This window comes from Halobacillus sp. ABR2_026 (genome assembly GCF_056158545.1).
Genome location: NZ_JBSWTM010000001.1, coordinates 865749 through 892133 on the forward strand (window position 1 = coordinate 865749; position 26385 = coordinate 892133).

Genomic DNA, 26385 nt, shown 5'->3' on the forward strand with positions numbered 1-26385 from the left:
AAAAAGAGAGGGGCTCTGAAGAGCTTTCCTCTCTATTCTACCGTATCATTCTGCCAGTCGTACGTATAAAAGCGTTCATCGGTGACCCACTTCAATGCTTCAGGATCATTGACTTTGATGCCCTCCTCCAGCATTTCTAACATACGGGCAGTTTGGGAAATATGAGCGCGCATCGCTGCTAGCTTCTCTTTCTGGACGGCGCGAATGTCGTTCACCACATCTGGCTCCCCTAATTTTTCTTCTGTATCATTAGCGAATGCTACCGCGTGGAATTTCGGACGCTGATGATCGTCCAATTCTCGTAAAGCTCTGACTACAGCTCGTGCGGTAGCTTCATGGTCGGGATGTACTGCAAACCCTGGATAAAAGCTGATCACTAAAGATGGTTTTAATTCATCAATCAATTGGCTGACCATCTGTTTCATTTCTTCATCATCTTCAAATTCCAGCGTTTTGTCACGCAGCCCCATCATTCTTAAGTCTTTGATTCCCATTTCTTCAGACGCTTTGATCAATTCTTTACGTCTGATTTCCGGAAGGGATTCTCTCGTAGCAAACGTAGGCTTTCCGAGGTTCCTTCCCATTTCACCAAGTGTGAGGCACGCATAGGTGAGAGGAGTGCCTTGTTTTATATAAGATGTAATTGTCCCGGAAACTCCGAAAGCTTCATCATCGGGGTGCGGGAAAATAACGAGTACGTGGTTTTCTTTTTCGATCATTATCTTTCACTCCTTACAGAGGTTCACTGTCTTTCATTATTGCTTAAATGAAGTTAAATGAAAAGTCATTTGTTTATGGCTCTCTATATATTCCGTCTTATATATGTATGATTTATTGCATAATGAGCTGAAGGTGTGGGTGTTCATTTTTCTCAGTAAACGCATGGCTAAAGGGAACTTCTGTTTTTTCCTTATACATAAAGCTTTAAAGAATTCAGGATGAAGGAATACGTCCATCGCATGAGGTTTATTTTTTCCCTCTAAAAGGAAAGCAGTCTTTAGATTGTAAAATGAAGGGAGTTTATGAACATGGAAGAAAGAATCGAGTATTTGACGGATTGGCTGCGCCAGAAGAAAGAAGAAGCAGGGGCAGACGGGCTTTTGGTAGGGATCAGTGGTGGAATAGATTCGGCTGTCGTTTCCTATTTGATTAAACGGGCGTTCCCGGGCGATTCATTGGGAGTCATCCTTCCGATTGAACAACACGTGGAAGATCAGAAGGATGCTCTTGCCCTCGTGGAAGGTTCAGGTTTGGATTATGTTGGGATTGAATTGACGGACGCTTATCAAACGACTTACGAGACGATCAAAGGACAATTGAGTGCAAAAGGGGATTGGAATGAAGAGCATTCCCAGCTCGGCGGGGCAAATCTAAAAGCCCGGCTTCGGATGAGTACGCTTTATGCTGTTGGTAACAACTATAATTACCTTGTGGTAGGAACAGATAATGCTGCTGAAGACTATACCGGTTATTTCACGAAGTATGGAGATGGCGGGGTTGATCTCGTCCCTTTGATCAATTTGAGAAAAGAAGAAGTTCGGGAGATGGCCAAAGCCTTGAATGTTCCGGACTCTATCATCCATAAAAAACCGAGTGCTGAACTTTGGGAAGGTCAGACCGATGAAGAGGAGCTCGGGATGTCATACGATACAATTGATGCGTATCTGAAAGGGGACACCATCGACGAAGAAGACAGGAAACAATTGGAGGATCGTCATAAAAAAACCGCTCATAAACGAGAGGTCCCAGCTGGTCCCGATCGGTTCGAAGGAGCGTGAGGGCTATTTTATGAAGCAGGACACAGCTTTGATCATCATTGATATGATTAACAAAATGGATTTTGACGGAGGAGAACTGCTGTTGGAGAACAGCCTCCCAGTCTCAGAGCGTTTGCAAACATTTAAGAAAGAAGTCAAGGAGCTTGGCCTGCCTGTTATTTATGTGAACGATAACTTTGGTCTTTGGCAGGACAACGCCTCAGAACTTTTGGAAGAATGTAAGAAAGGCCCGGGGAAACCCGTAGTGGAAGCTATGGAACCAGATGACGATGACTACTTCATCATCAAGCCGAAGCATTCCGGTTTTTTTGGGACTCAGTTGAGTATTCTTTTAGATCAGCTGAACGTAAAAAATCTGATACTTACTGGGGTGGCTGGAGATATCTGCGTGATCTTCACGGCGAATGATGCCTATATGAGAGAGTATAATCTATGGGTGCCAGAAGATGGAACGGCTTCGGAATATACAGAGGATAATGAGAATGCTTTAAGAATTATGAAACGGTCCTTATCAGCCAGGACGGACGAGATGGCTATTGAACGGTTACAGGAAGTGTTCAGCAGTTGACAGTTCCGTTACTTTTCCATATATTATAAGAGAACACAGGTGATGGTTCCACGATTGTCACTTTCGATTAAGAAGGAGAAATGATTTATGAGTGTGGTTGTTCTTAACTAATCCATGAATTGGATATGTCCTGAAAAAAAGCATGCGACTGCATGCTTGGTTTGTCATACCATTTTTCAGGAACAGTTAAGAACAAGCATAAGCATAGCCGGATCAAACGAACCGAAAAGCTATGACTGGCTTATTCAGTCATAGCTTTTTTTCGTACTTTCGTGGAACCACTTCCCGAAAAAGTCCGCAGCGAGCTATTACAGCTTGTTGCGGACTTTTTTGTCTTTATGGAGAATCATCTGTAAATAAAGGAGGAAGAACATTGAATCATCAAACATTTGAAGTATTAGGATTAAACGACATATTAATGAAAGCCAGTTCCTTTGCTCATACAGAACGAGCCAAAGAAACCATTCGGAATGTGCAGCCGATCAGGAATCAAAAAAGACTGGAAAGGATGCAGGAAGAAGTGGAGGAGGCTTGGGCAATTATCCAACGTCACAGTCATGTTCCGATTCATACCCTTGGAGATATCCAAGTCATGATGGAGCAGGGCGAAAAAGGAATGTATATCCGCCCGCAGCAATTTGGGTTTCTTATATCTTTTCTCGAACACTGTACAAAGCTGAAAAGGTTTATGAAAGATAAGCATATTCTTGCGCCCACGATTTCCCATTATGTTGACTCGATGGCAGATTTATCTCAACTAGAAGAAGAAATTCATCAACATATTCGACACGGACAAATTGATGATGCTGCATCGAAAGAATTGGAGAAAGTAAGAAGAAAAATCGATAAAACTCTCTCGGATATGAAAGTGCGAATCGATCGTTCCGCCAAAAAATATAGCACATTTCTACAGGAAGCGAGACCAGTCGATAAGGGAGGCCGATTGACTCTTCCAGTCAAACGTGAAAATCGTTCCAAAGTGAAGGGGAGCATTGTAGAGCAATCTTCCTCAGGAGCAACATTATTCATTGAACCCGAGGAAGTAGCATCCCTGCAAGAGCAGGTACATTTATTAAGAATGCAGGAAGACCAGGAGGTGGAACGGATCTTATACTCTCTGACTTCCTCTGTCCTGGAAAAAGAGCATGAACTTCATATAGCCATGGAAACGATGCATCAATATGATGTATTGTTTGCCAAAGCAAAATATAAGCAGGCCATTGATGGACATTTTCCCTCTATTTCTAAGAGCGTGATTGAAATCAGGGAGGGACGACATCCTCTTCTCGGGGAAAGCGCAGTTCCCCTGAACCTGCGAATGAGTGAAGAGGATCAGGCACTATTGATCACTGGTCCGAATACAGGAGGTAAAACGGTCACACTGAAAACGGTCGGCTTGTTCTGCTTGATGGCTCAATGTGGTCTTCCGATATCTGCTCATCCAGGAACGACGCTCCCGCTTTTCCAACATGTATTTGTAGATATAGGAGACGGACAGAGTATGGAAGAGAATTTGAGTACATTCAGTTCCAGGCTTATAAATTTAATAGAAATCCTCCAGGAAACGAACGACCATTCGCTGCTTCTGTTAGATGAAATTGGATCAGGGACAGATCCCGGGGAAGGAATGGGGCTGGCGACAGCTATTCTTGATCAATTGGCTTCCAAGGGGGCTGTCATCCTGGCGACCACCCACTATAGTGAAATGAAACACTATGCCCAGGAAAAAGAAGGGTTTGTTAATGGAGCCATGGCATTTGATTTAGAAACTTTAAAGCCGACCTATGAACTGCAGATCGGTACGGCTGGTAAAAGTCAGGCTTTCGATATAGCGTATAAGCTTGGTCTGCACCCGGAAATTCTGAATCATGCTTATGAAATCACCTACAAACAGAAGGCAGATTTCACTAAAGAGGACGCCATTCTGAAAAGCCCGGGCTATGAAAAGCAGATGGCTGTTCACCGGGGGAAACATAAACGTAAGGCGCAAAAGAAAAACGTCGCAGATTTTCAAATGGGCGATAATGTCTGGATCCCTGCGGAAGAAGAAATGGGAATCGTCTATAAAGGTCCGGACGCTTCAGGAAATTATATCGTTCAAGTAAAAGGCGTGAAAAAACAATACAATCACAAACGTTTGAAATTGCACATACCAGCAGATGAACTTTATCCTGAGGACTATGATTTTGATATCATTTTTAAATCTAAAGAATACAGAAAAACAAAAAAAGTCATGGATCGGAAACATGTAGAGGGTTTGATCCTCGAGGATGAAGAATAAAAGGAGCGGGAATCGTCCATATTTTCACAAGCTGTCTTATATGGGGGATTTGCTTTTTATCAACACAACTTTCTAAGCATGAAGGGGGCCTTCCCTAAAAGAAACATGTTATTCTGTACCCAACCACAAAAAGGGGGAAGAGTTATGAAGAAGCGGATGAAATGGATTGTTCCTGTTGTCATCCTAATAGGAATTGCCATTGTAGCTATCCCGGAAGCTTATGCGTATTTCACGAAGAGAAACTACGATAGCGAAGCTGTTCAAGCCGAGAACATTCCTGAAGGTTTTGAAGTTGCTACGCTTGCGGGCGGATGCTTTTGGTGTATGGAGCCCCCTTTTGAAAAGTTAAAAGGTGTCCATAGTGTCATATCAGGGTATACAGGAGGAGAAACAGAAAACCCTTCCTATGAGGAAGTTTCTGCAGGAGGTACAGGGCATATTGAATCCGTTCAAGTATATTACGACCCCGACGTAATTACGTACAATCAAATTCTCGATGTGTTTTGGAAACAAATAAATCCTACGGATGACAAAGGGCAGTTTGTAGATCGTGGCTATCAATATACAACAGCCATTTTCTTTCATACCGAGGAACAGCAAAAAGCTGCTCAGCAGTCGAAAAAGAAACTCGCCGCTTCGGGGCGTTTTCAGTCTGAAATCGTAACTCCGATTCAGAAAGCAGGAGAGTTTTATAAAGCAGAAGAGTATCATCAGGACTATTATAAGAAAAATAAGCTCCGGTATGATTTTTATCGCCGAAACTCCGGCCGGGACCAATATTTAGAAGGAATATGGGGAGAGGACTTAGAAGTTGATCTTCCGAAAAAGTAAGACGGAAAAGAACGAAACCCCCTTCGCAGTTGCGAAGGGGGTTTTAACATCAATAGCTTTCGGTTTCTTTAGGTATGGAAGGATTCGCATCCGTATCCATATTAGTGTAGCCGACATAGCTGAAACACATGACGATGATCATAAGGATGGCAAGTAAGACTCTTCTCATTATTATTTTCCTCCATCACTACAAAACGACAGAAACTCGCAAGGAGTGTCGAATAATGTAGATTGTTGCTTATTCTATTGTAGACGTTCGAGCTGAACATGACAAGAACTATGAAGCATTTATGAAACCATTTTTAACCCGATAACACCAGCAATGATGCAGGTAATGAACAACAAACGTTTCCGGTTAGCTTCTTCTTTAAAAAAGAAGATTCCCAATAAGACCGTTCCAGCTGAACCGATTCCTGTCCATATCCCATAGGCGGTCCCGATCGGTAACTCTTTCAAGGATAAAGAAAGGAAATAAAAGCTTGCGGCACCGGCAATCATAGCCATGAATGCCGGTTGTCGTTTCTTGAATCCATCAGACAGCTTTAAGAAAAACATGGCTGTCATTTCACCTGCGCCAGCCATCATTAAAAATACCCATGCCATGATTATCCCTCCTGTTGAACTTGTTCTGTTCCTGATTCAGACATTTTCAATCCGATGATGCCTGTAATTAAAAGCACAATAAAAAAGACTTTCCAAGCTCCGCCTCCGTCGCCAAGAAAAATCATCCCGATCACAGCTGTACCAGCTGCTCCTATTCCGGTGAAGATCGCATACCCTGTACCAATATCGATCACCTTTAAAGCTTTCGTGAAAAAAGTAAAACTGATGATGATGCAGACGACCGTAATAGAAGAAAAAAGGGGGTCTGTGAACCCTTCTGATAATTTCAGTCCTACGGCCCAGCCGATTTCAAAAAATGCCCCGATGAATAAATAAATCCATGCCATACTTTTTACCCCCTATTGCTCCGGGTTCTGTATTCCAAGCCAGAATATCTCCCAGCTAGCTTTTTGTCTTTCTTCATATATTTCCTGATCGTAGAAATTTTCTTCCAGGAACAAGCCATCAATTAACGTATAAAAAGCAGATGTCAGCGTATCTGTAGATAAAGGGCGAATGATTCCTTGTTCAATGCCCTGTTCAAACACTGGACGTATCAGTTCAGACATACAGTCCTCCACCATTAAGAAAACTTTCTTGATCTCATCTGCGAATTCCTCAGGTGGAAAGAAAGTCACTCGTTTGAAGAACGTGCCTTCGGTTGAATGTGCCATGTGCTGTAAATATATCCTATAAATTTCATGGAGGTGTTCAGCTACAGAATCAGGTTGAAGAATGGATACGTGTGCCGTCATATACGTTTTTTCTCTTTCACCAACGTCGTAAAGAACATGAAGAAATAAATCTTCTTTACTATCAAAGTGGTTGTAAAGAGATGGTTTCTTTATACCTACTGCTTCTGCGATATTCGCAAGGGACGTATTTTCATATCCGTGATCAGCAAAGAGTTTGAGACTCTCTTTCATAATCGTTTCTTTTGTCATTGACAATTCTCCTCCGAACTAACTAACGGTTGTTAGTTTAATTTTAGCACGTAAATATTTCTTTGTCCAGAACTCTCATTTCGACATGTTTAGTCATTTCGCAAGTAGGGAATGCTGTAAATAAGTGTACTTATACCTATATGAGGAGACTGGAAAAATCCAAAAGAGAGAAACCTTAGGATTTACCAGAAACTACAACAGAAGGGGACTGAATCGGTGAACCAATATAAACTGGATCGATACGAAGGGGCTTATGCAATTTTGGTCGAAGAATCCGAATTTAAGAATGAACTTTCTGTACTCAAAGAAAGGCTTAGCTTTGTGAAACTTGGAGATTATGTCGAAATAGAATTTGATGCAATCGGGAATTTAAAACATGTCGCCATCTTGGCACCTAAGTGCGACAAAATGGAAAAAGCTTGAGAAGAAGTGCGTCAGCGGTTCAGCTAGTGAACCGCTGACGCACTTCTTCTTTCTATGCTTTATTTTTGATTTGCTGCTTCTTTTTCAATATATGGAAGTGAAATGAAGACGACGATCAGATCCTTTTTTATGGCTCTGATAAAGTTCAGTGTTGATATTTGCAGCAACGGATGGAAGTGACAATGAATGATAGGATGGCAAAAGGAGTTTATTTCCAATTGTTGAAACCATTAGATGATCTACTTTCACGATCCAACCATTGAATCTTGTTGGATTATGATTTCGAAACGGAGTCTTTCGCTAAATGGCAGGATTGTTGAAGACTTGATTTCGAGACTTCTGTGTGGTGAATAGGGGCTGCGGGGAATGACTCGCTTTCCGCGGGAGCGCGGTGAGCCTCCTCAGGCTAACGCCTTGCGGGGTCTCACCCTGCACTTTTTTCCCGCAGGAGTCTCGCCATTCCCCTCCGCCCCTTTGCCATATAAGTGTCTCGAAACCACTACTTGAAAAATCAGCTTGTATGGTTAAGAGAAGGGAATGATATCATCTCTACCCCATGAACGTTTAGCAAACGCTTGATACTACGCATGATCTGCCCGCCTGGGGGAGAAGAATTGGAAACTTACGAATCCATACAGATGTTCGAACCTCGACCATTCAAGCTCACCCTTTTCAAAGTGGCTTCGAGACACTTATAAGGTTAAGGGGGCGGAGGGAAACGGTGAGACTCCTATGGGACGTGTGGGACAGGTGAGACCCCGGAAGGCGTAGCCTGAGGAGGCTCACCGCCCGCCCCATGGAAAGCGAACCTTTTCCCGGAGCCCCTAGAATCACACAAACATCTCGAAGCTGAGTCTTCAAGAAAAGGGAGCTTTCGTTGAATAAGCCAAATATAAAAATGAGTAACTTCCATAAAAATGGAAGTTACTTTTGCAGTAATATCAACACTAAACTCACAGAGCTTTTTTATAAGGATGAAAGCGGCAGCTAATGTTTATTCCCTTTCTTTTTCTCCATTAAATAGTAGAGTTGGAAGGGAATTGGTAATCTTTCGTAATATTTAGACAATAAACCCGAAATTTTCTTGCAATTCTTATCTATAGCATCATAATAAAAAGTAAGAGATACAGACTGGGGGGATCACGATGTTATTGCAAAATGCGTTGGACCTTTTGGATGAAGGTGTAATCATCACAGACGAAAGATACACAATCATATATGTAAACCCCGCTTATATGGAAATGTTTCATTTAAATGGGAAGCGGATCGTTGGGGAAAACCTCACGCAACTCTTTCCTGAACTGGCTTTTGAGAGAAGCTTCCTATCGAAATCGATTGAAGAGAAAAAGAACATTGATTTCGAGGGGATGGAGTATCATTCACAAGGAAGAGAAATGGTGTTGGATATTTACACCAAGCGTTTCATCCATGAAGGGGAATACCATACCCTTTTAAGAATTTTCGATATGACAGAACGGACGAAAAGAGAGAAAGAATTAATTCACATGATTGAAGAGATGACAGCTAATATTGTAACGATTGCGAAAGGATATGCTCTATTGCCTTTGCAACCGATTTTAAGAGAAGAACAACGTCATATTCTTCTGGAAAGAGTCCCTGTCTATTGTCAGGAGCAGCAGGTGAATCAATTAGCCATTCAATTTTCAGGGATTACAACGATTGATGAGGAATGGGCGGTTCTACTAAAAAACCTCATGATGAGTCTAAAATTACTGGGGATTGAAGTAGTGCTTGCCGGGATGCGCCCGCAAGTGGTGATGCAGTTTGCGCAAAGCCAAATCCAGTTGGATGGTGTACGGACATTCATGAATATACAGCAGGCCACGGCCTATTTTCTCGGGACAAGTTTCAAAAAGAAATTATGATAAAGAAAAGATGACTGTTTTTTAAGATTCCTCAATCGAGCAGCCGCTTCTGCGATGGATGTTCACCCTCAATGTTCATCCTCTTTTCTATGCCCTTCCCCCCTCTGAACAATCCTTCTGCAAATAAAACATACAGCCTTACCGTTCGTACTGAATATGCTATAATACAAACAAATGTTCTTGAAAGGTGATCGATATGGAAGAACTCTTGGACGGACTCAATCCGTCTCAACAAGAAGCAGTTGTATCCACTGAAGGCTATGTTCGGGTTATTGCGGGGGCAGGTTCCGGCAAAACGCGGGCCTTAACTCATCGGTATGCTTTCATCGTGAATGAACTAGGCATTGATCCTGCCAACATCCTTTCTGTGACTTTTACCAATAAGGCCGCCCATGAAATGAGGCGCAGAGTTAAGAAATTAATTGGTGGAGAGCAAGATACAGGGTTCATTACGACTTACCATGGTTTCTGTGTGCGCGTGCTGCGCGAAGATATTCACAGACTTTATTATCCTAAGAACTTTATCATTTTAGACGTAGAAGATCAGAAGATCCTGCTGCGCGAAATCTTTGAGGACATGGGTCTGAAATTGAATGATAAAACGTTTAAAAGGATTTTGGATAAAATCGGTATCCTTAAAGGGAATACCCACTATGTCCAGCAGATGATTCTGCGGGGGACGATGCCGGTTGCAGAAGATGCGGGAGATTTGGACAGTCAAATCATCCAACAATATTTAAAAAAACAGAAACGCGTGTATGGTTTGGATTTCGATGATTTACTCAACTTTGTCTTTACTCTTTTTGAACAAAATCAGGAAGTCCTGGAAAAGTGGCAGGACCGGCTTTTTTATGTGCAAGTGGATGAATTTCAGGATAGCAGCTATAAACAATTCGAGCTTGTTAAAATGCTCGCAGAAAAGCAGGGGAATTTGTTTGTAGTAGGCGATCCTGACCAGACGATCTATGAATGGCGGGGAGCCGATCCTAAGTATATGCTGGACTTCGAAGATTACTTCTCTGGAGCACAGACCATCTTCCTCAAAGAAAATTACCGTTCAACCCCGGAAATCCTTTCTTTAGGAAATTCTTTGATCCGGAATAATTACTTTAGGGTGGATAAGGATATGCTTCCGATTCATCCATCGGGAGTGAAAACGGTTCATTTCCACGGAAAAGATGAAACTCAAGAAGCGAAATGGGTCGCAGGGAAAATCAAGCAGATCGTAGACGAGAAGCAGGCGAGTTTAAATGAAATTGCCATTTTGTACCGCGCGAATTATTTATCCCGTTTTGTAGAGCAGGAACTGATCGCTGGAAATATTGAATATATGATTTTCGGCGGTTTTAAATTCTTTGATCGTCTGGAAATTAAAGATGCCCTCGCTCATTTGAGAATGATTGCCTTTCAGGATGATTTGTCATTCAGCCGGATTGTGAATATACCTAAGCGGCAGATCGGTAAAAAACGAATGGCTTTTCTCAGACAAAAAGCAGAGGAGGAAGGGTTGACCCTTTATGAAACTTTGAAGAAGTATGCCGGGCATGAGCAATTGAGGCGGACCGGTGCTCAGGAGTTCATTGATGCGGTGGAATATTTGAAGGGGATCAGGTACAGCCGAAAAGTGTCTGAGCTTCTCCAGGAGTCTATGCAGGTGACGGGGTATGAAGGTTATCGTAGAGAAGACGGAGATCAGGAAAGACTCGATAACATGGCCGAACTCCTGCATTCAATCGTCCAGTATGAGCAGTCGCTAGGGGAAGACATTCACTTGGAGGAATACCTACAAATGATAGCCCTGTACACCGATGATGACAGGGAGGACCGCGTAGATTCTGTGAAGCTTATGACGATCCATACGGCTAAAGGTCTGGAATTTCCGTACGTATTCGTCATCGGTATGACCGAGAGTGTCCTGCCGAATGTTCGTGCATTAAGGCAGCGGAAAGAGAGGGCACTTGAAGAAGAGCGCAGGCTTGCTTACGTAGCGGTTACCAGAGCAGAGCGTGAACTGTATCTGACGGAATCGGAAGGTTTCCAGAACGGTGGTCAAAGAAAGTACCCGTCGAGGTTCATATTTGAAGTGGAGGAGCAGTTATACGATAGGATTGGGGAGCTGGATGAGTCCCTGATTGAAGAAGCAAAAGAATATATACGGGCTTCACATCGTCTGGAAAAAGAACCTGCTGGTAATTTCCTCGAAAAGGGAACAAGAGTCAGGCACCCGGTTTTTGGGGAAGGGGCGATTCAGGAAATCGATGAAAAGAAGAACAATTATATGATCTTTTTTGATCGTCTTAAATCTCCTCGGCCAATCAGTCGTCATTTCAAAAAATTAGAGATCCTGTAAAAACCAAAAAATCCGTCCCTCATGAAGGACGGATTTTTTGGTTTCAGTCATTCATATGGCATTTGCAATATTCATAGCATGTTCTGTCCGTTCTTCTTCCGAACTGTAATATTCAACTTGATAGATGACGTCCAAATCTCCATCATACCATTCCACAAAAATATGATCGTCCTTTTCCTGGACACCAGCTACAGCACCAGAGTCCAGCGGAACTTGAAGTTCGGATTCCTGAAGAATGTTTTCCGGTTCATATAAAGTGGTCACCCGGACTCTTTGATCCTCTTCGGATTGATAGAGAACTTGGACGTTCCCCTCTTCCACCACCGACTCCACCGAGGTGACTTCGAATGGAACGTCATCCGGAAGGCCAAGCTTTTCCTGTTCTTCCTTTGATAAGGAATCTACAGGCTGTGCGAATGTATCAGGGTACGCCGTCTGTAAATCTTCCCATGATAAATTTTGTGAAGAACAAGCAGCAAGAAACAGTAACGCTGCGAACAATAAGATTTTTTTCACCATCACTTCCACTCCTTGAACATAAAAAACTCCTATCATATTTTATCATATTTTCTGAAATTGTAAGATTCCTTTCTTTTCTATCCATATAATTAAGAACGATATTGTTATAAAATTTGGAATAAAGATGATGGGAAAGTTGTGATTATGAAAAAATAGTTAGATTTTCTCATATAAATCGAAACTTTTAAGGGTATCAATCGTAATAAAGATTAGACACACAGAAAAAAATCGACTGGTAAGGCTCTGAAGGGGAAAATATTAATCACAATGAAAGGTAGGATGACATGGAAGGGATTCACATTCGTACGTTTCTTGAAAAAGATATTGATGCCGTTCAACGATTAAATGAAAATGAAGGATGGAGCGGGCTGGTAGAACGTGGGGAGGAGACTTTATGCTCCTGGTTAAATTCAGAACCAGCTTTAGTAGCTGTTACGGATCATGAGGTCGTCGGATTTCTGCGAGGTTTAACGGATGGTTCCATCACTTTGTATGTATGCGATCTGCTTGTGCATGAGAAATTCAGGAATCAGGGGATTGCAGAACAATTGATACGAACCGCTCATGAATGCTATCCAAGTACTCGCGTGGAAATGATGGCATCAAGAAATTCAGAAGGGTACTATGCAAATCGTGGCTATCGGTCTTTTTATGGGTTCCGGAAGTCTGCCGAAGAAATGTGAAAAAACAACTGATCCGTTTTTAACGGATCAGTTGTTTTCATTTATATATTCTGCTTCCTCTTCCGGACTGAGGAGGCGTTTTGCTTTACCGATCGTCCCGCGCTGGAGCTCCCATATCGTGTTATGATCAGAGACAGCATTGGAGAAATCCTCTTCTGCCCATTTCATTAATATGGTTTTATAGACATGCTTATGTTCCAGGTCATTGGTTTCCACATGTTCCAAAAGCCAGGAAATGCGGAGGGGGTGAATTTCAAAAAATGTCCATTTCTCATCAGCTTTCACTTTTTGATGGGACATGGCGTGGATATATTCCTGATATTCTTTGTCGGTCAATTCTGCACCCGGCACATCACCACCAAAAGGGTTTTTCCCATTCTTTTCGTATTCTTTCAATTCTTCTGCATTGACGGTCCCTGTGACTCCCTGGGCTGTGGAAACTCCCTGGGTTTGAATAGACAGATAAGCTCCGGTGACGGCACCGATACAAAGACAGAATGAAAACCATAGGATTAACCTTTTCATGTACAGCCCCCTTCATAATGTCTACCAATAATTTCTATTATATAGGAATAGGGGGGGGATAAAAAGAGATTGTCAGCAAATCGACTTGTATGACCTCTCCTCAGCTATCGACATAATGAGCAAACTTTGCTGCAATGGAGCGTGGGATGAGTTTGGACGCATAGGCCATTCCCTGATTTACGGTACCGGGAATGACGACGCGCTTCCCTTTGACGAACCCGAGGTATCCTGCTTTAGCTACTGCCTCAGGGGACATCGTCCGGTTGACGAGTTTTGTATGTTCCGCTTTTGCTGTTTTGAAGAAGTTGGTTTCAGTTGCCCCAGGGCACAGGGTGGTGATGGTTACACTGGTATCTTTCAATTCTTCCACTAAAGCTTCAGAAAGAGAAAGCACATAGGCTTTTGAAGCATAGTAAACCGCCATTTTTGGTCCAGGCTGGAAAGCGGCTGTACTTGCTACGTTCAACACCCCTTTAGGGATGGCACGGAAGCGGGCGGCTTTGATTTCTGGTAAGAATAAATGGGTCAATTCGGTCAAAGCTTTTATATTTACTTCCATCATCTTCTGCTGATCTAATAGTGGAAGTTCTTCGAATGTTCCATTCAATCCAAACCCAGCATTGTTTACGAGCACCGTCACTTGTAAACCGAGTTCTTTTATTTTACTGTATACGACTTCTGACGCTCCTGGTTCAGACAAGTCCTGGATAAGGATGGTGACGGGGTGGCCATCGAGCTCCTCTTTTAATTGCCTCAGTTTATCTTCTGATCTCGCTACAACAATCAAATGGTAACCGGATTTTGCGAATAAACGAGCAAGCTCATATCCGATCCCACCGGATGCCCCTGTGATGAGTGCAGTTGGCTTCATGAAAATCTCTCCTTAATGATTGCGGGTAATAGTTGCTAATAGTCTATACCCTTTCCGATAGAAGTACAAATCACTCGCTTTTATAAAAATTCAGCTAGATGATTTCTTTCCGCTTTAGAGCCTGAATGGCTCCTGCGAGAAGGAGAACGCACAAAGTTATAGTGATGAGACCGGCCATCCACAGATCCTGGCCTGCCTCCCCGTTTCTTAACAGAAAAGGAAGGGAGGGGGCGAGCTTTGCAGGACTCCATTCAAGAAGGTGGGAGAACAAACCTGTAATCAAGTTCACCATAAGGATGGAACTGATCGTCAAGGCTACGACTACACCAGGGGTTTTCACCCACGCGTTAAAGAACAGACTTACACTAATAATGAATACCAAATATAAAACGTAAAATAGGGCGGCTTCTATGACACGAATAAATGACAAGTCTCCGAACAAAAGTTGTACATAATACCAGCTCGCACACAGCCCGAGCAAAGTGGAAAGTAAAATCAATGTCGCATGTGCCGTCCATTTAGCGGTCACATAAGAGGTATATGAAACCGGCTTTACAAGAACGAGCTCCAACACTCCAGATTTCCGCTCGCCTGCAATTGTCCCCATCGTCATCAAGGAAATGACCAGAACACCTAGCGTATTCAGTTGGGAGATACTCATCATGAACGCGTCTGCAGGGGTTGGTGAAGGAATTGTAAAACTAGCGCCTTCTGGTAGACCACCCGTAGATTTGAGAATTTGAGGCAAGTAATAGGTAGTCAATGGATCGATGATGCAAAATAAAATAAAGACAAGAGGCACCCAGATCCATTTGTAGTTCCTTGCATATTCCCGGCATTCTTTTTTATAAATCGTCAACCACTGCATGCTCGTTCACCACCTTCATAAATAAATCCTCAAGCGTTGCCTGCCCGACTTCGAAGAACTCAAGCGGCCATTGTTCTTTATGTACATGATCTAAAAGAACCCCCCGAGCTTCTTCAACGTTACGGACATGTACATGAATGTTTTCTTTTTGGATTTCTGTATGGGTGACAAAAGGGAGGGCCGCTAGTTTTTCAAGGTACACATATGGACTTCCATCAAACCTCAAGGTGATTTTATTGACTTGATAACGTCCTTTCACCTCTTGAAGCGTACCGGATTCTACAACAGCTCCCCTGTGCATAAGAAGAATTTCATCGCTGGCTTCCTCCGCATCGCTGAGTATGTGGGTGGAGTAGAGGAGGGTCGTTTCCTGTTTCAATTCTTCCATAAGATTCAATACGTCACGTCGCCCGAGGGGGTCTAAAGCTGATACCGGCTCGTCGAGCAGGAGGACCTTCGGTTTATGGATCAGTGCTTGGGCAATCCCTAGCCTTTGCTTCATACCGCCGGAAAATTTTGATATTCTTCGGTTTTTGGCTTCCGCAATTCCTACACGTTGAAGCAGCTCATCGGTTAAAGTTATCGCTTGCTGTTTGGGGATACGGCAGAGCCCTCCTACATAAAGCAGGAACTCCTTTGCCGTCATCCAGTTATGGAACTGAGGGTGCTGAGGAAGATACCCGATTGATCGGCGTAAATCTCCCTCATCATCTGTGTTTTCCACGTGACCTGAAGTAGGATGGATAAGTCCTGCTATCATTTTTAAGGTGGTCGTCTTCCCTGCTCCATTCGGCCCCAGCAAAGCGATACATTTCCCTTTTGGCAGTTCATAGGTGAAATTTTTGACGGCATTATCTTTCCCAAATGTTTTCGTAAGTTTGTTAAGATAGATCATGATTCGTGCCTCCTTCCGAAAATGAAATAGCAGATAGGGCCGATCGTGTTGACGAATAAGATGAGGAGCACCCACATCCATTTAGGGCCGTTGGTCGATTCTGTACGGATGAGACTCACCAGTGCGGTAACCATCAACACCACTTGAATAATGAAAAGGGGGGCAAGGATCGCCAAATTTTCCTGGATGAATTCGAATGCTTGTTGAGTGAGTAACATAAAATCACCTCCTTAATCTTAAGAAGCCAGTGCGGCTTGGTTAGATAGGCTATGTGTAATTACGGTTGCGGGGGGTGCTTTTGATTTTTCTTCCAGACGGTCTTCCATAGAATGAAAAAGAGAATACTTGGGACAGGGAATTGGATAAGTCCCACCAGTCCCCATAACCATGGAGCTTTACCCATTTTTTTTGCTTTGATAAAGAGAATCGAACTTTGCATCACCAGGATGAAGGCGATGAGAACCCACCCCCAAACAGGTACTTCCTCAGGTCCATAATGTCTCATTGGTGCATCTCCACCCATTCCACGCGTTCTTTATAAACGTATCTGATTAAAATGACTAAAGAAAGAAGTTGAGCCAGCACAAATAAAAGCGGGATATAAAGAATGGTGAAAATCAGGAATGAAATGAAGAAAAGCGCAGTCACCCACAACCAGGCCAATTGAACCCATAACTTCCTGTACCAAAGGTCGGTCTGTTCTGCAATCAGTGTTTCAAAGTAAGAAAGGGAAGGTTCATTTACTTCCATTTGATCCTCCATCTCCCGAGATGTCTCTCTCAAAATCCTTTCTATATTTTTATTAAATTGTTCATCGCCCATCGACCTTCAACTCCTTTCTTAATTTCTCCAGTCCATAATGGACCCTTGATTTCACAGTACCTGTCTTCACCTTGGTCATTTCTGCAATTTCTTTATAATCGTACCCATAATAATGTTTCAAGACGACAGGAATTCTGTTTTCATCTTCAAGTTTCATCAAAGCCTCCTGGACTTCGTGCCACTCTCCCATCGGTGATGTCTGATGACGGGAAAGCTCCTGCCGCAGTTTCTCATCGGTAGCCAATTGTTTTTTTTGTTTTCTTTTGTCGTCTAAATAGGTGTGTGTAGCGATTTGTATGAGCCAGGTGGTAAATTTGGACCGGCGCTGGTACAAATTGATTTTCTGAATCGCCTTAGTCAGCGTTTCCTGGGTGATATCATACGCCAGCTGTTCATCCCCACTCATTTTCCACACATATTTGACGACGAAGCTGTAATGTTCTTTTAGAAGTTCTGCAAGTGCCTGCTGATCTCCCTGTTGTGCTTTATTCATGAGATCTGAATCCATAAGCATCCCTCATTTCGTCCCTGACTATAAGACGTCAGAATTTCAGCATTTGTTCAAATGAATGTTCATTTATTACATATTTGACGCTGTCATTGAAATTTCTAACAATAAAAGACTCCATTTCAAGGCGTTTGTACAGGTTAAGGCGCTCCTGGGAAAGGGGCGTAATCGTCCAAACACTCGTGTCTTAAGTCGTGTCACTTAGGGCGATTCCATATTTGGACATTTTCCATGGGGTGGGCATGGAGTAGTGGTGTCGGTGCATGAAAAGTATCGGTTGACTTTATTATCTGAATTTTATAGACTGTTGGAAAGATATTTTTAAAAAGTGGCTTTCATATAAAGTCCATATAAGCAAGTTGAGTAGAGAATGAGTTGAGTTGAGGTATAGATGAGCTGAGCTGAGTGAGCGAGGGATCTGCGGACGTTAGGAGCCGACGGATTGCCTGGCCGACAATTCCCCCTTTTCTATCCACTCGTTTTCATCCCTCAACGTCTCATTCTCCATGAATTTAAATGGAGAGGTGAGCTTTCATGAATACTTTTGAATCTTTTCAAAGCGATGCTAAAGAGCATCAGACAATCCCAATTACCCAATCCTTTTACACGGATACGTTAACTCCGATCCACATGTTTCATGCCCTTAACCAGGAAGCGGTATACATGTTGGAGAGTCAGGACCCGGAATCACCATGGTCCAATTATTCTTTCATTGGTCTTGACCCTATGGTCCAGATTAAAGAAGAACAGCAGCAGTTTGCCATCCATGATTTTGACAAAGATACGGTTAGATTTGCCCATGACTTCAAATCCGCTTACGAACAGACGGTGGCTGACCTTGATGTCAAACTCCCCCCTATCGATCTGCCCTTTAAAGGGGGCGGCGTCGGGTACATCAGTTACGATGCCATTTCGGATTATGAGCCTGTTGAGCGGGCCATGACCGATGAATTGGACCTTGCCAATTATCATTTGCTGTTCTGTAAGACTCTGATTGCCTATCATCACAAAACAAAGGAAACGACGATTTTATCCTTTGCCAGAATAGAAGCGGACCGTTCCGTAGAGTCCATCTATTCAGAAACAATCACTAAAATTCAGTCCATTGTAGAACGCCTGCAAGGGGCCAAGCCGTTGTCTGATTTAATGCTTACTGAAAACGGAACGGACGATTCTTCTTTTCAACTGGACAGCAACTATGAACCTGCCAAATTCAAATCAGATGTAGAGAAAATCAAAGAATACATTTCGGCAGGAGATATTTTTCAGGCCGTATTATCCCAACGGTTCCACACAGTAACCAATCGTAACGGCTTTGAACTCTACCGCGTGCTCCGGAGAGTGAATCCATCTCCTTATATGTTCTATTTAAAAATGGACGGAGTGGAAGTGATCGGAAGTTCTCCGGAAAGACTTCTGGAAGTACGCGATCGAAAACTTGAAATCCATCCCATAGCAGGGACGCGAAAAAGAGGCCGCACACAAGAAGAGGACGATGCCCTGGCTGAAGAGCTTCTGCAGGACGATAAAGAACTGGCTGAGCATCGTATGCTTGTGGATGTCGCCCGTAATGATATTGGACGCGTGGCAGAATATGGAACGGTTGATGTGAGTGAATATATGACGATTGGCCGCTTTTCCAAAGTGATGCACATCATCAGCAAAGTGACGGGCTTATTGAAGGAAGAGGTGTCACCGATTGATGCCCTCATTTCTTCTTTTCCGGCTGGAACTTTGTCAGGAGCCCCGAAAGTAAGAGCAATGCAAATCTTGAGAGAATTGGAACCTACCCCACGCAACCTTTATGGAGGCGGCATTTTGTATTTAGGTTTTGATGGGAACATCGACTCCTGTATTACTATACGGACAATGACCTTGACAGGGAAAGACCTCTATATACAAGCTGGGGCAGGAATTGTCGCTGATTCTGATCCGGAAGCGGAGTATCAAGAAACATTGAACAAGGCAAGTGCATTGAAGAAGACGATCCAATTAGCTGAGAAAGTATTTGAGAAGAGTGGAGAAGGAGTGGAGTCGAGATGAAAGAGACATTGAATAAAGTAGTTTCTGGTTCAGAGATGACGGAACAAGAAGCATTTGAAGCGATGGACAGGATTATGAACGGAGAAGCGACAACCGGGCAATTGATGAGTATGTTAAGCGTGATGCGTTACCGGGGAGAAACGGTGGAAGAGATGACGGGTTTCGTCCGGGCCATGCGTGAGAATATGACAAAGATGGACATTAACGATCCAACGATTGTGGATACTTGCGGGACCGGGGGAGACGGTGCGTCTACTTTTAATATTTCTACAGCTGTTTCCATCGTTCTTGCGAGCATGGGAGTGAAAGTCGCTAAACATGGAAACCGTAAAGTTTCTTCCAGAAGTGGCAGTGCCGACGTTCTCGAAAAGCTTGGGGTACCGATTGATACAACCCCGGAACAAGGAGCCAAGGCACTATTGGATAAAGGGATGACCTTCATGTATGCCCCTTTGTATCATAAAGCGATGAAACATGCAGGACCTGCTCGCCAGGAGCTTGGCTTCCGTACGATTTTTAACTTACTCGGTCCAATGTCAAACCCTGCCAATGCTAAACGACAACTGATCGGCATATACGATACGAACTATGCTGAGAAAATGGCGGCTACCTTGAAAAAGCTCGGTTCCACTCATGTCCTTCTTGCAACGGGACGAGACGGGCTGGATGAGATCACAATTACAGGAAAAAGCGATCTTGTAGAATTGAAAGATGGTAAGATCACACGGTTCACGGTGTCTCCGGAGGACTTTGGACTTCCAATCGGGAATTTATCAGACATTCGTATTTCAGAAACCGAAGAAAGTGCCAAAATCATAGAAGATGTCCTATATGGCAGGTCGAATGAAAGTGCGGCTTCTATTGTTACGTTAAATGCGGCAGCAGGACTATATGTGGCAGGTAAGGTTAATGACCTGCAGGAAGGTGTACGTGCTGTCCAAAACGCTATTCAAGAAGGTGTTACCAGCCAATATTTTGAATCGATCGTCAATGAAAGGGAGAATCGGCAATATGCTTGAAACCATTTTAGCTGTGAAGCAGCAAGAGATTGATAAATTATATTTACCAGAGGAACAATCATTAGGTCATTACTCACTTTACGAATCTTTGAAGGCCTCTCCATTTGCAGCCGGATTGATTGCAGAAGTAAAAAAAGCCTCTCCTTCCAAGGGGATCATTCGCGAAGACTTCAACCCTGTAAGAATCGCTCACGATTATTCGAAAGCAGGTGCACAGGCTGTTTCAGTATTGACGGATCAACACTTTTTCCAAGGTCACCGTGATTACTTGACGAATATTAAAAAAGTGGTGGATATCCCCGTACTGCGCAAGGATTTTATCATCGATTCTCTGCAGGTCGTAGAGAGCGCACATATCGGAGCTGATGCCATCTTATTGATTGGGGAAGCATTGGAAGCGGAGAAACTGCACGAACTTTATCTCCAAGCACATGACCTTGGAATGGAAGTCCTCGTTGAAGTACACAGTGAGGAAACCTTGGAGAAAGTATTGCATCAGTTCACGCCGAGTATTCTCGGAATCAATAATCGAAATCTCCATACGTTTGAAACGAAGTTGTCCCAGACCGAGCGCATGGCATCTCTTGCTCCTGATGAATGCTTGTTAGTATCAGAGAGCGGTATCTCCACACACGAAGATTTGCAGAAGGTCGCGAGCTACGGGGCTGAAGGTATACTTGTGGGAGAGTCTTTAATGCGCCAGGACAACATTAAGGGAGCAGTCCGTCAGTTGTTGGAAGGAGTGAATGTTCGATGAAAGAACCGATTGTAAAATTATGTGGCAACCGGTCTTTATCAGATGTAGCAAAATCGTCTTCCTCGGAGGCCTCCCATCTTGGATTCATATTTGTAAGGAGAACCAAACGATATGTACGCCCTGAGTATGCGGGGCGCTGGGTTAAGAAAATCCGGCCGAAACAAAAAATCGTGGGTGTCTTTATCGAACCTACTATTGAAGAAATCGAAGAGATTCTTCAGTTCATACCTTTAGATGTGATCCAGCTTCATGGCAATGAAACGGTTTCGCAGTTGTTAAGAATTAAGGAAGCTTTTGGACTCCCTGTATGGAAAGTCGTCCATCATAAGACAGATGGCATCAAACAAATGGAAGTCTTCAGTGGTGTCGCGGATGGTTACATCGTGGACAGCAAAGTAGACGGAGCATCAGGAGGAACCGGGGTTCGTTTTGATTGGGAGGCTATTCCTGCCTATCAAAAGGAAGCTGAAGAACAGGGCGTCTCGTGTCTGATCGCAGGCGGTATAAAACCAGAGAATGTAAGTGAACTTCTGAAATACGATCCCCATGGCATCGATCTATCCAGTGGAATAGAAATCGGGGAAGGGAAAGATATCGGAAAAATTCAAGCAATCATGAAAGAGGTGGATCGAAATGTTGCAAGTATTTCCTGATTCAAAAGGCCGTTTTGGTGATTTTGGCGGAAAGTATGTACCAGAGACTCTTATGGGACCACTCCAGGAGCTGGAAGAGGCTTTGGATGAAGCGATGGCTGATCCATCGTTTTCAGAGCAATATCATCACGTATTGAAAGAATACGCGGGGCGTCCTACTTCATTGTCTTACGCCGATAAATTGACGAGCCACCTCGGAGGGGCAAAAGTTTATCTGAAACGTGAGGATTTGAACCATACGGGAGCCCATAAACTGAACAATGCCATTGGTCAGGCCCTCCTTGCTAAGAGGATGGGAAAAGAGAAGATTATCGCAGAAACAGGTGCAGGTCAGCATGGTGTTGCTTCAGCGACAGTAGCTGCCAAGTTTGGTCTGGAGTGCATTGTATTTATGGGAGAAGAGGATATCCGCAGGCAGGAGTTGAATGTTTTCCGTATGAAACTGCTTGGCGCGGAGGTCGTCTCTGTTTCCAGCGGGAATGGTACTCTTAAAGATGCGACAAATGAAGCGATCCGTTACTGGGTCGCAAACTGTGAGGACCATTTCTATCTGATCGGTTCCGTCGTCGGACCTCACCCTTATCCACGCATGGTCCGGGATTTCCAGAGAGTTATTGGAGATGAATCCAAGCGTCAATTTCTTCATGTGGAAGAAAAATTGCCCGATCGCATTTTTGCATGTGTTGGCGGGGGAAGTAATGCTATGGGGATGTTTTACCCATTCCTTGAAGATGCGAGTGAATTGATTGGTGTTGAAGCTGCTGGGAAAGGAATAGACACGCCTGAGCATGCAGCGACCCTTTCCAAAGGGACACCAGGTGTCATACACGGATCTATGACATATCTCATGCAGGATGAAAATGGGCAGATTACCGAGCCTTATTCAATTTCAGCGGGTCTTGACTATCCAGGCATCGGCCCGGAGCATGCTCATCTCTTCCAATCGAAGAAGGTACGCTATGAATCCATTACGGACAAAGAAGCGCTTGATGCGTTGAAGCTTCTCACACAAACAGAAGGAATCATTCCAGCGATTGAAAGTGCTCATGCCCTGGCTCAGGCGTTTAAGGAAGCCCCTGAAATGAGTGCAGGAGAAACGATCCTGATTAACTTGTCCGGTCGGGGGGACAAGGATATGGCAACCTTGATGGAACACTTTCAGGAGGAGGTATGACATGCTGACAAAAACTTCATTCCAAGGGAAACTGACCAAGACAGAAAACTTATTTATCCCCTTTGTAGTAGCAGGAGATCCTACTCCTGAGATGACCATTCAATTCGCTTTACGCTTGCAGGAAGAAGGAGCGGACATTTTGGAGTTGGGCGTCCCGTACTCTGATCCGTTAGCAGATGGACCGACCATACAGCGTGCCGCTCGGCGTGCAATGGGGGCAGGAATGTCACTGCGCAAAGCCGTAGAACTTGTCCCAGAATTGAGGAGAAATGGTCTTGAAATTCCCGTTGTCATTTTCACTTATTACAATCCTGTGCTGCAAATTGGACATGAAGAATTCTTTCAACTCCTCGAACAAAATGGAGTGGAAGGTCTCCTCATTCCGGATCTTCCTTTTGAAGAAAGTGAGGAAATAAGGGAACGTGCGGAAGCGAAGGACATTGAATTCATCTCCCTTGTAGCTCCGAACTCAGATCAAAGAATCAAAAGGATTGCCCACCACGCCAGAGGTTTCCTTTACTGCGTATCTGCCTTAGGAGTGACAGGAGAAAGAAAGGAAATGTCTGCGGAGGCACTGGCGTTTATTGAAAAAGTTAGGCAGCACAGTCGAGTTCCTGTAGCCGTCGGGTTTGGAATATCCACTAATGATCACGTTCAGCTCGTAAGAAATCATGCAGATGGAGTCATTATTGGAAGTAAAATCATCCGCCTGATTGAGTCTGAACTTGAAAATATTGAAAATGGCAGAGTGGACGAATCTCTTGAGCGTTTTAGTCAAGAAATTCGAGAACTCGTTCAGTAAGTCTTTAAGAGCTGAGAGGAGTGGAGCAGAGTGATTTATATGGTTGATCATTATGATTCTTTCACCTACAACCTTGTCCAGTACCTTGGAGAGCTTGGGGAAGAAGTCATTGTAAAAAGAAATGATGAGGTGGAAATCAAGGAGATTGATAAACTTAGGCCGGATTTGATTTTTCTATCACCGGGTCCATGTTCTCCTGATGAAACCCCGATCACCCAGGAAGTGATTGATACGTTCAAAGGAGATATTCCGATCTTTGGTGTCTGTTTAGGGCATCAGGCAATCGCTCAAGTGTTTGGCGGAAGTGTAGTGAGGTCTGAGAGACTGATGCACGGAAAGACCTCACGAATATTCCATGATGGGAGAGGAATTTACGAAGGAATCAACAACCCTATGGAAGCGATGCGTTATCATTCGTTGATCGTGGAGCTTTCTGACCTTCCTGAATGCTTTGAAGTGACGGCTTCAACGGTAGAAGGGGAACTGATGGGCATCCGCCACCTTCAATATCCAATTGAAGGGGTACAATTCCACCCGGAGTCGATCGGGACAGGAGAAGGTAGACAGTTATTGAAAAATGTCGTTCAACATCGGGTGAAGGCAATCATTCCTTAATTTTTCACTAGAGTAAAGAGAAAAAGACAGGTTTCCCCTATGGAAGTCTGTCTTTTTTTTAGGGGAACACCTTGTTCATTTATAGGTATATATGACTAATTTTAGTACAAAATTCTGTCTGAGAACAAGGGATTTAACAGAAATTTCATAAGAATAGAGCAATTCTTTGAACAGTTGAGGTTATCGCTTTCAAAAGGGTATGTGAAAAAATGGAATGTACTTAAAACGCATCAAATAAGCGTTTTTCACCCCTGGAAATGCCGTTTTCACAAAAAGCAAATATATGTTAGCTTTAATATCGTTGTGTTCAAGGGCAAGTACATATCGGCCGATATTTTGTATAACAAAGCTCAACAAGAACCAGCCAACAAAAAACATCAGGAGATGATTTAGTAGTTATGGAACTGCAACAAGATCCAACTTTGTTATGGTTTATAGCAATCTATGGAATATTAATGGTCGGCATAGGGATATTTATGTCGAAGAAAGTAGCCGGCAGTGAAGACTTCGTATTAGCCGGTAAAAGTTTAGGACCTTTTGTATTGATGGGAACGCTTCTAGCCACATGGACAGGAAGTGGAAGTATTTCTGGCGGGGAAACGTCGATGGCTTTCTCTTACGGAATTCTACCTTCCTTGATGATGATGCTCCCAACGTTAGTCGGTATTATCATTCTTTATGTCGTAGCACCTAAAATCCGTAAATATGGTAAATTTACCGTAGCGGGCATTTTAGAGGCGAAATACGGTCGAACATCCCGTAACCTTGCGAGTGTTATTATCATTCTTGCTTATGTCGGTATCGTTTCTTATCAGATGAAAGGTTTCGGATTTATTCTTAACTTAACCACGGGCATGACTGTGCAGACGGGGACATTGATCGGGGCTGCCATGATCATATTCCTTGCAATGATCGGAGGGCTGCGATCTGTATCTCAAACGGATGCGATCAGTGGGTTCCTCATGGTCGGTGGATTAATCATCACGGTTCCTACAATCATTATGGTCGCAGGTGGTTGGAGTGAAGTCGTGGCTAATGTGCCGGAGTCCCATATGAGTGCGACTGGTGGTTTGACGACGATTCAAATGATCGGTTATCTACTGCCTTCCTTGTTCTTATTGCTTGGTGACCAAAACATGTACCAGCGTCTTGCTTCCTCCAAAGGAGATAAATCTGCGAAGCGTGCTCAAATGGGGTGGCTGATTGCCATGATCGTCATTTCGCCATCCATTTCCCTGATTGCCTTTGCTTCCCGCTCTCTATTCCCGGATATCGATCCTGGTATGGCATTGATGGCAACGACGGTAGCAATGCCTGTAGCAATCGGAGGCATTCTGCTTGCAGCGGCAGCTTCTTTCATCATTACAACAGGGAACTCTTACCTGCTTTCTGCAGCGACGAACCTGACGTATGATTTATATGGGAAATATGTGAATAAAGAAGCTTCTGACAAAAAGCTTCTGGCCATGACGAGGATCTTCATTGTGGCTCTAGGTATATTCGCTTTTGTTATTATCAGTTACTTCCCTACGGTCTTGAGTGTTCAAATGTACGCTTATACTGTTTATGGAGCAGGCCTGACCCCAGCTGTACTAGCCGTATTCTTCTGGAAACGTGTTAATGCAGTGGGCGGTGTATCTTCCATGATTGCTGGTGTTGTAGCCACATTGACTTGGGAGATTATTCTTGGGCAGCCGTTTGAAGTGAACAGTGTTGTTGTCGCAGTCCCTGTAGCGGTAATCGTACTGATTGCAGCTACATTACTCACGACTACCCCTGGTGCTCAAACAGCCAAAGCGACGAAAGCTTCTTAAAGTTATATAAGAGGTGCGCAGAGAAACGTTTCTCTGCGCACTTTTTTTATAGTTGGCTTATTGAACTAAAATTCCTTTTCTTGAAGACTCTATTTCGAGATGTTCCAGGGATTCATTGTCTGGTTGAGCGTCAGGGGTGGCTGGGAAGCTACT

The 26385-nt window shown here is 43.6% G+C and carries 29 protein-coding genes; 16 read left to right on the forward strand and 13 right to left on the reverse strand.

Annotated elements, in window-relative coordinates:
• Window positions 1-32: 32 nt before the first annotated feature.
• Window positions 33-719: a bacillithiol biosynthesis deacetylase BshB2 gene (gene bshB2, locus ACXADE_RS04375; RefSeq protein WP_474979295.1), complete on the reverse strand. Its 687-nt coding sequence runs from the start codon at window positions 717-719 to the stop codon at window positions 33-35.
• Window positions 720-1028: 309 nt separating this feature from the next.
• Between bshB2 and nadE the strand changes: the two genes are divergently transcribed.
• The 4 genes from nadE to msrA all read left to right on the forward strand — a co-directional run bounded on the left by nadE (window position 1029) and on the right by msrA (window position 5458).
• Window positions 1029-1778: an NAD(+) synthase gene (nadE, locus tag ACXADE_RS04380; protein WP_474979296.1), complete on the forward strand. Its 750-nt coding sequence runs from the start codon at window positions 1029-1031 to the stop codon at window positions 1776-1778.
• A 10-nt stretch (window positions 1779-1788) separates the two neighbouring features.
• A complete protein-coding gene (locus ACXADE_RS04385) occupies window positions 1789-2346 on the forward strand; it encodes a cysteine hydrolase family protein (protein WP_474979297.1) in 558 nt (185 codons plus the stop codon).
• Window positions 2347-2719: 373 nt separating this feature from the next.
• Window positions 2720-4627: an endonuclease MutS2 gene (locus ACXADE_RS04390; protein ID WP_474979298.1), complete on the forward strand. Its 1908-nt coding sequence runs from the start codon at window positions 2720-2722 to the stop codon at window positions 4625-4627.
• 144 nt (window positions 4628-4771) lie between these two features.
• The gene (msrA, locus tag ACXADE_RS04395) at window positions 4772-5458 is read left to right on the forward strand and encodes a peptide-methionine (S)-S-oxide reductase MsrA (RefSeq protein WP_474979299.1); all 687 of its coding nucleotides are present in this window, start codon (window positions 4772-4774) and stop codon (window positions 5456-5458) included.
• Between the two features lie 288 nt (window positions 5459-5746).
• On the opposite strand, the gene ACXADE_RS04400 is transcribed toward msrA, so the two are convergent.
• The 3 genes from ACXADE_RS04400 to ACXADE_RS04410 are packed head-to-tail and all read right to left on the reverse strand — an operon-like array spanning window position 5747 to window position 7005.
• Window positions 5747-6061, reverse strand: coding sequence for a DMT family transporter (locus ACXADE_RS04400; RefSeq protein ID WP_474979300.1), 315 nt, complete (start codon window positions 6059-6061; stop codon window positions 5747-5749).
• 2 nt (window positions 6062-6063) lie between these two features.
• A complete protein-coding gene (locus ACXADE_RS04405; RefSeq protein ID WP_474979301.1) occupies window positions 6064-6408 on the reverse strand; it encodes a DMT family transporter in 345 nt (114 codons plus the stop codon).
• Between the two features lie 12 nt (window positions 6409-6420).
• Complete coding sequence (locus ACXADE_RS04410) at window positions 6421-7005, reverse strand: TetR/AcrR family transcriptional regulator (RefSeq protein WP_474979302.1); 585 nt, start codon at window positions 7003-7005, stop codon at window positions 6421-6423.
• A gap of 216 nt (window positions 7006-7221) precedes the next feature.
• Between ACXADE_RS04410 and ACXADE_RS04415 the strand changes: the two genes are divergently transcribed.
• The 3 genes from ACXADE_RS04415 (at window position 7222) to ACXADE_RS04425 (ending at window position 11664) form a co-directional block, all read left to right on the forward strand.
• Window positions 7222-7428 (forward strand): hypothetical protein, encoded by a 207-nt coding sequence (locus ACXADE_RS04415; RefSeq protein WP_474979303.1) that lies wholly within the window; start codon window positions 7222-7224, stop codon window positions 7426-7428.
• 1145 nt (window positions 7429-8573) lie between these two features.
• Window positions 8574-9314, forward strand: coding sequence for a PAS domain-containing protein (locus tag ACXADE_RS04420; protein WP_474979304.1), 741 nt, complete (start codon window positions 8574-8576; stop codon window positions 9312-9314).
• A gap of 196 nt (window positions 9315-9510) precedes the next feature.
• On the forward strand, window positions 9511-11664 hold the full coding sequence (locus ACXADE_RS04425) for an ATP-dependent helicase (protein ID WP_474979305.1): 2154 nt from the start codon (window positions 9511-9513) through the stop codon (window positions 11662-11664).
• A gap of 51 nt (window positions 11665-11715) precedes the next feature.
• Here ACXADE_RS04425 and ACXADE_RS04430 read toward each other — a convergent pair whose 3' ends face one another.
• Window positions 11716-12183: a hypothetical protein gene (locus tag ACXADE_RS04430; protein WP_474979306.1), complete on the reverse strand. Its 468-nt coding sequence runs from the start codon at window positions 12181-12183 to the stop codon at window positions 11716-11718.
• 284 nt (window positions 12184-12467) lie between these two features.
• Between ACXADE_RS04430 and ACXADE_RS04435 the strand changes: the two genes are divergently transcribed.
• Window positions 12468-12866 carry a GNAT family N-acetyltransferase gene (locus ACXADE_RS04435; protein WP_474979307.1) on the forward strand — a complete coding sequence of 133 codons (399 nt, stop codon included), beginning with the start codon at window positions 12468-12470 and terminating at the stop codon, window positions 12864-12866.
• Between the two features lie 27 nt (window positions 12867-12893).
• On the opposite strand, the gene ACXADE_RS04440 is transcribed toward ACXADE_RS04435, so the two are convergent.
• The 8 genes from ACXADE_RS04440 to sigY form a co-directional block, all read right to left on the reverse strand.
• Window positions 12894-13391, reverse strand: a complete 498-nt coding sequence (locus ACXADE_RS04440; protein WP_474979308.1) for a DUF6241 domain-containing protein — start codon at window positions 13389-13391, stop codon at window positions 12894-12896.
• 100 nt (window positions 13392-13491) lie between these two features.
• On the reverse strand, window positions 13492-14262 hold the full coding sequence (locus ACXADE_RS04445) for an SDR family NAD(P)-dependent oxidoreductase (RefSeq protein ID WP_474979309.1): 771 nt from the start codon (window positions 14260-14262) through the stop codon (window positions 13492-13494).
• A gap of 94 nt (window positions 14263-14356) precedes the next feature.
• Entirely contained in the window at window positions 14357-15130 is a 774-nt protein-coding gene (locus ACXADE_RS04450; RefSeq protein WP_474979310.1) for an ABC transporter permease, read from the reverse strand.
• Entirely contained in the window at window positions 15108-16025 is a 918-nt protein-coding gene (locus tag ACXADE_RS04455; protein WP_474979311.1) for an ABC transporter ATP-binding protein, read from the reverse strand. Before ACXADE_RS04455 ends, ACXADE_RS04450 begins: the two co-directional genes overlap by 23 nt.
• Complete coding sequence (locus ACXADE_RS04460; RefSeq protein ID WP_474979312.1) at window positions 16022-16243, reverse strand: PLD nuclease N-terminal domain-containing protein; 222 nt, start codon at window positions 16241-16243, stop codon at window positions 16022-16024. Before ACXADE_RS04460 ends, ACXADE_RS04455 begins: the two co-directional genes overlap by 4 nt.
• A 59-nt stretch (window positions 16244-16302) precedes the next feature.
• Window positions 16303-16530 (reverse strand): sigma-Y antisigma factor component, encoded by a 228-nt coding sequence (locus ACXADE_RS04465; protein WP_474979313.1) that lies wholly within the window; start codon window positions 16528-16530, stop codon window positions 16303-16305.
• Complete coding sequence (locus ACXADE_RS04470; protein ID WP_474979314.1) at window positions 16527-16847, reverse strand: YxlC family protein; 321 nt, start codon at window positions 16845-16847, stop codon at window positions 16527-16529. The genes ACXADE_RS04465 and ACXADE_RS04470 overlap by 4 nt, the downstream gene beginning before the upstream one ends.
• Window positions 16837-17355, reverse strand: a complete 519-nt coding sequence (gene sigY, locus ACXADE_RS04475; protein ID WP_474979315.1) for an RNA polymerase sigma factor SigY — start codon at window positions 17353-17355, stop codon at window positions 16837-16839. Before sigY ends, ACXADE_RS04470 begins: the two co-directional genes overlap by 11 nt.
• A 534-nt stretch (window positions 17356-17889) precedes the next feature.
• On the opposite strand from sigY, the gene trpE reads away from it, so the two are divergent.
• From trpE to ACXADE_RS04515, 8 genes are all read left to right on the forward strand, one after another.
• The gene (trpE, locus tag ACXADE_RS04480) at window positions 17890-19398 is read left to right on the forward strand and encodes an anthranilate synthase component I (RefSeq protein ID WP_474979316.1); all 1509 of its coding nucleotides are present in this window, start codon (window positions 17890-17892) and stop codon (window positions 19396-19398) included.
• The gene (trpD, locus tag ACXADE_RS04485; RefSeq protein WP_474979317.1) at window positions 19395-20417 is read left to right on the forward strand and encodes an anthranilate phosphoribosyltransferase; all 1023 of its coding nucleotides are present in this window, start codon (window positions 19395-19397) and stop codon (window positions 20415-20417) included. The genes trpE and trpD overlap by 4 nt, the downstream gene beginning before the upstream one ends.
• Window positions 20410-21174, forward strand: coding sequence for an indole-3-glycerol phosphate synthase TrpC (gene trpC / locus ACXADE_RS04490; protein ID WP_474979318.1), 765 nt, complete (start codon window positions 20410-20412; stop codon window positions 21172-21174). The genes trpD and trpC overlap by 8 nt, the downstream gene beginning before the upstream one ends.
• Window positions 21171-21827: a phosphoribosylanthranilate isomerase gene (locus ACXADE_RS04495; protein ID WP_474979319.1), complete on the forward strand. Its 657-nt coding sequence runs from the start codon at window positions 21171-21173 to the stop codon at window positions 21825-21827. Before trpC ends, ACXADE_RS04495 begins: the two co-directional genes overlap by 4 nt.
• A complete protein-coding gene (gene trpB, locus ACXADE_RS04500; RefSeq protein ID WP_474979320.1) occupies window positions 21808-23001 on the forward strand; it encodes a tryptophan synthase subunit beta in 1194 nt (397 codons plus the stop codon). Before ACXADE_RS04495 ends, trpB begins: the two co-directional genes overlap by 20 nt.
• Window position 23002: 1 nt before the next feature.
• On the forward strand, window positions 23003-23803 hold the full coding sequence (trpA, locus tag ACXADE_RS04505; RefSeq protein WP_474979321.1) for a tryptophan synthase subunit alpha: 801 nt from the start codon (window positions 23003-23005) through the stop codon (window positions 23801-23803).
• A 30-nt stretch (window positions 23804-23833) separates the two neighbouring features.
• Window positions 23834-24418 (forward strand): anthranilate synthase component II, encoded by a 585-nt coding sequence (locus ACXADE_RS04510; RefSeq protein ID WP_474979322.1) that lies wholly within the window; start codon window positions 23834-23836, stop codon window positions 24416-24418.
• A gap of 398 nt (window positions 24419-24816) precedes the next feature.
• Entirely contained in the window at window positions 24817-26232 is a 1416-nt protein-coding gene (locus ACXADE_RS04515; protein WP_474979323.1) for a sodium:solute symporter family protein, read from the forward strand.
• Window positions 26233-26385: the final 153 nt, after the last annotated feature.